This is a genomic window from Trueperaceae bacterium, assembly GCA_031581195.1.
Classification (GTDB): domain Bacteria; phylum Deinococcota; class Deinococci; order Deinococcales; family Trueperaceae; genus SLSQ01.
On the sequence record JAVLCF010000116.1, the window covers coordinates 1 to 6,919 of the forward strand.

Here is a 6,919-nt window from a genome sequence, read left to right on the forward strand (position 1 = left end):
ACGCCCCGAACCAGGCGAGCGGCGCGTCGTCGGCGCGAGGGGGGAGGCCGTGGTGGGGGAGGCCGTGGTGGGGGAGGCCGTGGTGTTGGAGGCCGTGGTGGGCGTGCGCCGCCTCGTACGTCAGGTACCCCGCGACCCAGCGACCGGCGTCGAGGTGGGCCTGGAGGCGGGCGTACAGGTCGGTGGGGTCCTGCCCCCGCGCGAGGGTCTCCACCGCGAGCGGCGCCTCGAAGTGGAGGCCGTGCGCCCCGTCGCGGTCGGCGCGGCCGGCGTCGAGATGCACGCTGCCGACGGGGGGCGCCGCCTCGGGCGGCGCCCCCTCGTGCGCGGCGTCGTCGGGCGCGGGCATGCCCGAAGGGTACCGCCGAGCCGCGACCGGGGCGGTACCCTGCGGGCATGCTGCGCAACGCCGCCCTGGCCCAGGAGCTCGAGGAGATCGGGGACCTGCTGGAGTTGCAGGACGCCAACGCGTTCCGGGTGCGCGCGTGGCGCAACGCCGCGCGGACCGTCGCCGACCTGGAGCGCCCCGTCGCCGCGATGGTCGAGGCCGGCGAGGACCTGACGGACCTGCCGGGCGTCGGCAAGGACATCGCCGCGCAGCTCGAGGCGCGCGTCGGGGGCGCGTCGATGCCGGCGCTGCTCGAGGCCCGCGAGGCGGTCCCGAGCGGTCTGCTGGACGTCGTGCGGGTGCCGGGCGTCGGCCCGAAGAAGGCGCGGGCGTTGTGGCGGGAGCTGGGCGTCGAGAGCCTCGACGCGCTCGAGGCGGCGGCGCGGGACGGTCGCATCGAGGCCCTCAAGGGCTTCGGGGCGAAGACGCAGACGCGGATCGAGCAGGGCGTCGCGCAGGTCCGGCGCTTCCAGGCGCGGCGCCGACGCGCCGACGCCGAAGCCGACGTCGAGGACCTGCTGGCGACGTTGCGGGCCGTGCCGGGCGTCGAGCGGTGCGAGGTGGCGGGCAGCTACCGCCGTGGACGGGACACGGTCGGGGACGTCGACCTGCTCGTCGTCGCCGAGGACCCGAACGGCGCGATGGCGGCCCTGCGCGGGTACGGGGCGGTGGAGCGGGTGATCGGGTCCGGCGAGGCGAAGACGAGCGTCCTGCTGCGCGACGGCCTGCAGGTGGACCTGCGCGTCGTCGACGACGCGGCGTTCGGGGCGGCGTGGCTGTACTTCACCGGCAGCAAGGCCCACAACGTCCGCCTGCGCTCTCGCGCGCAGGCGCGCGACGCGAGCCTGAACGAGTACGGCCTGTGGTCGGCGGACGAGGCCCAGCGCCTCGCCGGCGCGGAGGAGGCGGACGTCTACGCCGCGTTGGGGTTGGCGTTCGTCCCGCCGGAGCTGCGCGAGGACCGCGGCGAGATCGAGCGGGCGGAGCGCGGCACGCTACCGGACCTGGTGGAGGTCGGCGACGTGCGCGCGGAGCTGCACGCGCACACCGACTGGAGCGACGGGCAGGCGGACCTGGAGGCGATGATGCGCGCCGCCGCGGAGCGGGGGCGCGAGGTGCTGGCGATCACCGACCACGGCCCGACCCTGCGCATGACGGGGGGCTTGGACCGCGCGAAGCTACTGCGGCAGATGGAGGCGATCGACGCGGTCCGCGACGCGGTGCCGGGCCTGACGGTCCTGCGCGGGGTGGAGGTCGACGTCCTCGAGGACGGCGCGTTGGACCTGGACGACGACGTTCTCGCGACCCTCGACGTCGTCGTCGCGAGCGTGCACACGCACCTGGAGCTGGACGCCGCGGCGCAGACCGACCGGATCCTCCGGGCGGTGCGGCACCCGGCGGTGAACGTCCTGGGCCACCCCACGGGCCGCCTGATCGGGAAGCGTGAGGGCATGGCGTTCGACCTGCACGCCGTGGTCGAGGGGGCGGCCGCGCACGACGTGGCGCTGGAGATCAACGCGCACCCCGCCCGCCTCGACCTGGGCGACGTCGCGGCCCGCGCCGCCGCGGCGGCGGGCGCGCGGATCGCGGTGAATACCGACGCGCACGCGCCGAGCGACCTGGATCTCCTGCGTCACGGGATCCTGCAGGCGCGCCGCGCCGGCCTGGAGGCGGACGCGGTGATCAACACCTGGTCGACGGCACGCCTGCGAGCGTTCCTCGCGAAGGAGGACGCGGAGCCCGGCGCCGGGTGAGCGTGGGCGGGTCGGCCGACGCGGCGGGGGCGACGGAAGCGGTAGGGTCGGGGGTCCGTGAGGAGGTCCCGTGGAACCGATCGATCCCGACGCCGTGACCGACGCGCTCGACCGCCTGGCGAACCGCGACGTCTACCTGCACCTGGAGACGACCACCGGGACGTACACCGCGCTCGGGCCGGAGAAGGTCCCGCCGGTCGTCGCCTTCGTCCGCAACGCCGTCGTGCGCTACGCGCGGGGGGCGGTGAAGGGCGCCGGCCCCTACCGGGTGGGCCTCAAGATGGAGGGCGGGTGGGTGTACGGCGACGGCCTGACGCACGCCACGACCGACGACGAGGGCCGCCTGTTGCTGGCGGGGTACGACGACGAGGGGCGGCTGCGCATCGCGCTGCAGGTCGGGGCGACGCCGTTCCGGGAGGGCGCGTGAGCGGCGCCGGGCGCGCGACGCCGGAGTGGACGGTGGACGCACCGGTCGCGGAGCGTCACCTGCTGGTGGTGCTGCCGCACCCCGACGACGAGAGTTTCTCGTCGGGCGGCACGATCGCGATGCACCGCGACGCGGGCGTCCCGGTGACGTACCTGTGCGGCACCTACGGCGACATGGGCCGCAACATGGGCGTCCCCTTCTTCGCGCACCGCGAGACGCTGCGCGACGTGCGCGAGCGGGAGCTGCGCGAAGCGTGCCGGATCCTGGATTGCGACGTGCGCTTCCTGGGGTTGCGCGACAAGACCGTGGAGTTCGAGGACCTGGACGCGGTCGCCGAGGACGTCGCCGACGTCGTGCGCGCCCTCGACGCGGACCTGGTGATCGGGTTCTACCCCGGGTACGGGGTGCACCCCGACCACGACGCCTTGGGCGAAGCGACGCGGCGGGCGGTGGCCCGCATCGAGGCGGCGCGGCGCCCCCGGCATTGGGCGGTCGCGGTGGGGCACCGCGAGGCGATCGAGGCGGCGCTGGGGGTGGCGGACGTCCGGGTCGACGTCCGGGCGTGGAGCGACCGGAAGCGCGCGGCGTTGGAGGCGCACGCGACGCAGACGAAGGCGATGTTCGCCCGGATGGAACGACGGGCGGACGAGGACGAAGCGCAACGCCTTCGCATGGAGGAGGCGAAACGTACCGAGCGCTTTTACACGCTTTCCGCAGAACCGTCCAGCACGCGCACACGCACCCCCGAACGAATGCAGTAGACTCGCTCCGGAGGCCCGAGCACGGGCCACCCCGGAGGGAAGACCATGAACCACGTCGAAGTGAAAGTGTGGGTCCCCGAAGAGCGCCTCACCGAGTTCTACGCCCTGATGGGGCGTTGGCTCGCGGGGGACGCCGACCTGCCCAGCGCGCGTCGCGGCGCGCGGCGGTCGCGGCGGGCGAGCGGGCCCTCGGCCAGCAGCTACGCCGCCATCGGAACGCACCTCGCCGACGTCAGCGAACGCGAAAAGACGCTGTCGTTCGACGAGATCGAAACCATCATCGGTCGGGCGCTCCCCGCGAGCGCGCACCGGCACCGCGCCTGGTGGGCGAACACCGACACCCACTCGCAGGCGCTCACCTGGCTGTCGGCCGGGTGGAAGGTCGAGGCCGCCGACCTCGACGCCCGCGAAGTCACCTTCGTCCGCGACTGACCGACCGGTCGCCGCCGCCCGCCGCCGCCCCGTCGCGCCGCGCGCCCCCGCGCATCGCGTCGAGTTCCGCGCGGCGGGCGGCGTCGCGCCGGCGCGCGGCGGGCCCGCGAAGCGCCCGCGCGAGCCGGTCGCTGATCGCGTCGTAGCGCGCGAATACGACGCTCCCCACCAGGATCGACGCGACGACGTACGCCGACACCGTCGCGTACAGCGCCACGCGGACGTCCGCGGGGATCTGCGGTGCGGCGGCGGCGAGGCCCAGGATCACCAGACTGAACTCCCCGCGCGGCAGCAGCATCAGGCCGTGCCCCACCGCGCCCCGTCGCGACAGGCCCGTCGCGCGGCCCGCCAGCGTGCCGGTCGCGAGCTGCGTCCCCATCATCAGGACCAGCAACGCCGCGGCCTGCGGGAGGTACGCCCACGCCGCGGCGAGGTCGACGTGCAGGCCGACGTCGAAGAAGAACACCGCGGCGGCGACGTGCAACCAACTCGCGAGGGTGGACTCCACCCGGTCGCGATGGCGGGAGTCCGCGACGACCATCCCCAGCAGGAACGCCGCGACCGCCTCGGGGAAGCCGAGCTCCTTCGCCGCGAGCGAGGCGACCAGCAGCGCCCCCAGGAGCAACAGCGCGAGCGCTTCGCCCTCGCGGTCCAGCAGCCGCTCGAGGGCGCCACGACCGACGCGGAGGAGCACGACGTACCCGACGAGGACCGCGGCGACGCCGACGAAGCGCCACGCGTCGCCGCCCGCCGTCGCCAACCCCAACCCCCCGAGAACGACCACCATCGCGAGGTCCTCGAAGACGAGGACGCCGAGCGTGCGTTCCGCCTCGGGGTACGCGATCAGGGCGCGCTCGCTCAGGAGTTTCGCGATCACGCCGCTGCTGCTGATGTACACCGCCGCCCCCAGGAACACCGCCCCCCACGCGCCGAACCCGAACGCCAGGCCGGCGAGGACGCCGACGAGGAGGTTGACGAGGTCGATCGAGCCCGCCACGAGGGTGGCGCGGCCGCCCTCCGCGAAGCGCTTCAGGGTGAACTCGAGGCCCATCGCGAACAACAGCAACAACAACCCGAGCTCCGCCAGGAGGTCGGTGACCGGCCCCGCCTCGAACGGCGCGAGCGGCCCCCCCGCCAGCGGGCCGTCCGCCAGCGGTCCGCCCGGCCCCACGAGCATGCCGAGCACGAGGAACCCCGCGACGCTGGAGATCCCCGCCTTGCGCGATCCCCACGCCGCGGCGTAGAGCGCGAGGGCGAGCAGCCCGAAGGTCCAGGCGGGGCTCACCGGGCGGCGTCGGTCCCCTCGATGACCGCCCGGGCGGCGTCGGTCTGCGCGTCGTCGCCGATCAACACCAGCACGTCGCCCGCCTCGAAGACCGCCTCGACGCCGGGGTTCGGTAGGGCCTCCTCCCCCCGGAGGATCGCGACGACGCTGGCGCCGGTCCGGCGCCGGAGGCGCGAATCGCCGAGCGTCCGCCCGACCAGGTGCGAGCCCTCGGGCACGTCGACCCACTCGATCTCCAGCGCCCCCAACACCAACTCCATGCGCTCGGGGTCGGGCGCCGCGACGGTCGGCGTGCCGACCAACGCCGCGACCTGTTGGCCCTCCTCCGGCCGCAACTTCACGACGTCGCAGGGGCGGTCCTCGTCCTCGAGGAAGTGGAACAGCTGCCGTTCGCCGTCGGGCTTGACGAGGATCGCGACGCTGCCCCCCGACGCGAGCGGCATCACGTACTTCTTGCCGACGCCCGGCAGCGTCGACGCGAACACCTCGGGTGCGTGCGGTGCGTCGTCCATGCCCGCAGGATACGCGTCAATCGACCAGGTCGTGCTCCAGCGCCCACCGCACCAGTTCGGCGCGGGTCCGGACCCCCAACTTCTCGCTGGCCCGCTCGCGGTACGTCGCGACGGTCTTCTCGCTGATGCCGAGCCGGCCGGCGATCTCGCGGTACGTCGCGCCCCGCGCGATCTGCGCGACGACCTCCTCCTCCCGGCCCGTCAACGTCGCGTGCGCGTACGGGTCGCCGTTCGCCATCTCCCGCGCGACGTCGGCCAACAACCGCGCGGGGGCGTAGTACTCCCCGCGCGCGACGGCGCGGATGGCGTCGACGAGGTCGGTTTCGACGCTGGACTTCGGCACGTACCCCGACCCGCCCGCCTCGAGAAACCCGTGGACGTACTCCGCGTCCTCGTGCATCGACAACGCCACGAAGCGGGCGTCGGGGAGGCGCGCCCGGAGGGCGGTCGCCGCCTCGATCCCGTTCATGCCCGGGAGCGACAGGTCCAACAGCACCACGTCGGGTGCCGCGTCGGGCGCGCGCTCGAGGGCGTCCTCCGCGGACCCGGCCTCGCCGACGACGTCGAAGCCGGCCTCGTCCTCGAGGAGCAACCGGACGCCGGCGCGCAGGATGGCGTGATCGTCGACGACGAACAGGCGCAGGGGAGCGGTCATGCCCCGATTCTAGTGCGTCCGCGGCAATCGGGCGTACACCGTCGCACCGGCGCCGGGCCGCGACTCGATCCGCAGCCGCCCCCCGGCCGCCTCCACCCGCTCCCGCATGCCAGCCAGGCCGACCCGGTCGGCGGGCGCGACGTCGGCGACGTCGAACCCGACGCCGTCGTCCTCGACGACGAGGTCGATCCGGTCGGGGGCGGCGGTCGCGACGACCGACGCGCAGCCGGCGTCGGCGTGCCGCACGACGTTCGTGAGCGCCTCCTGCCCGACGCGGTACAGCACCGTCTCCTGCCGTCGCGGGAGGCGCGGGAGCGCCACGGTGACCTGCACCCGCAGGGCGTGCCGCGCGGCCAGGTCGCGCGCCGTGCGGCGCAACGCCGCCTCCAGCCCCAGGTCGTCCAGGACCGACGGGCGCAGCGCGACGGCGACGCGCCGCACGTCGGCGAGGGCGCGGGCCGCGAGCGCCTTGGCGTCCGCCGCGCCGTCGTCGCCGTCGAGGTGCAGGACCAACGCCGTCAACGTCTGGCCGATCTCGTCGTTCAGGTCGCGCGCCACCCGGGCGCGCTCCTCCTCCTGGGCGTGCAGCCACGCCTCGAACAGCCGCGTGCGGGCCGCCCGCTCGCGCCTCGCGTCCGCCTCGGCGCGGAGGCGGGCGAGACCGGCGGCCACGATCGCGTCCGCCGCCGCCCGCCAGGCCTCCCC

At 75.0% G+C, this 6,919-nt stretch carries 9 protein-coding genes; 4 read left to right on the forward strand and 5 right to left on the reverse strand.

Going from position 1 to position 6,919, the window contains the following annotated elements; genetic code table 11:
* Nucleotides 1-349, reverse strand: a 349-nt coding sequence (locus tag RI554_09685) for a hypothetical protein (protein MDR9392285.1), incomplete at its 3' end; no start/stop codon positions are given.
* Nucleotides 350-396: 47 nt separating this feature from the next.
* On the opposite strand from RI554_09685, the gene polX reads away from it, so the two are divergent.
* The 4 genes from polX (at nt 397) to RI554_09705 (ending at nt 3,762) form a co-directional block, all read left to right on the forward strand.
* Nucleotides 397-2,142: a DNA polymerase/3'-5' exonuclease PolX gene (polX, locus tag RI554_09690; GenBank protein MDR9392286.1), complete on the forward strand. Its 1,746-nt coding sequence runs from the start codon at nt 397-399 to the stop codon at nt 2,140-2,142.
* 70 nt (nt 2,143-2,212) lie between these two features.
* Nucleotides 2,213-2,569 (forward strand): YojF family protein, encoded by a 357-nt coding sequence (locus RI554_09695; GenBank protein ID MDR9392287.1) that lies wholly within the window; start codon nt 2,213-2,215, stop codon nt 2,567-2,569.
* Nucleotides 2,566-3,330 (forward strand): bacillithiol biosynthesis deacetylase BshB2, encoded by a 765-nt coding sequence (gene bshB2, locus RI554_09700; protein MDR9392288.1) that lies wholly within the window; start codon nt 2,566-2,568, stop codon nt 3,328-3,330. Before RI554_09695 ends, bshB2 begins: the two co-directional genes overlap by 4 nt.
* Nucleotides 3,331-3,375: 45 nt before the next feature.
* Entirely contained in the window at nt 3,376-3,762 is a 387-nt protein-coding gene (locus tag RI554_09705) for a hypothetical protein (protein MDR9392289.1), read from the forward strand.
* Here the strand turns inward: RI554_09705 and RI554_09710 are convergent.
* The 4 genes from RI554_09710 to RI554_09725 form a co-directional block, all read right to left on the reverse strand.
* A complete protein-coding gene (locus RI554_09710; GenBank protein MDR9392290.1) occupies nt 3,743-5,047 on the reverse strand; it encodes a cation:proton antiporter in 1,305 nt (434 codons plus the stop codon). The two genes, RI554_09705 and RI554_09710, sit on opposite strands and share 20 nt — an antisense overlap.
* Nucleotides 5,044-5,559 carry a TrkA C-terminal domain-containing protein gene (locus RI554_09715; GenBank protein ID MDR9392291.1) on the reverse strand — a complete coding sequence of 172 codons (516 nt, stop codon included), beginning with the start codon at nt 5,557-5,559 and terminating at the stop codon, nt 5,044-5,046. Before RI554_09715 ends, RI554_09710 begins: the two co-directional genes overlap by 4 nt.
* Nucleotides 5,560-5,575: 16 nt before the next feature.
* The gene (locus tag RI554_09720; protein MDR9392292.1) at nt 5,576-6,214 is read right to left on the reverse strand and encodes a response regulator transcription factor; all 639 of its coding nucleotides are present in this window, start codon (nt 6,212-6,214) and stop codon (nt 5,576-5,578) included.
* Nucleotides 6,215-6,223: 9 nt separating this feature from the next.
* Nucleotides 6,224-6,919, reverse strand: a 696-nt coding sequence (locus RI554_09725) for an ATP-binding protein (protein MDR9392293.1), incomplete at its 5' end; no start/stop codon positions are given.

What these genes read in the sequence shown, in the direction of transcription:
- polX (MDR9392286.1), top strand. Translation starts at nt 397, where the DNA reads ATGCTGCGCAACGCCGCCCTGGCCCAGGAGCTCGAGGAGATCGGGGAC.
- RI554_09705 (MDR9392289.1), top strand. Translation starts at nt 3,376, where the DNA reads ATGAACCACGTCGAAGTGAAAGTGTGGGTCCCCGAAGAGCGCCTCACC.
- RI554_09715 (MDR9392291.1), bottom strand. Translation starts at nt 5,559, where the DNA reads ATGGACGACGCACCGCACGCACCCGAGGTGTTCGCGTCGACGCTGCCG.
- RI554_09720 (MDR9392292.1), bottom strand. Translation starts at nt 6,214, where the DNA reads ATGACCGCTCCCCTGCGCCTGTTCGTCGTCGACGATCACGCCATCCTG.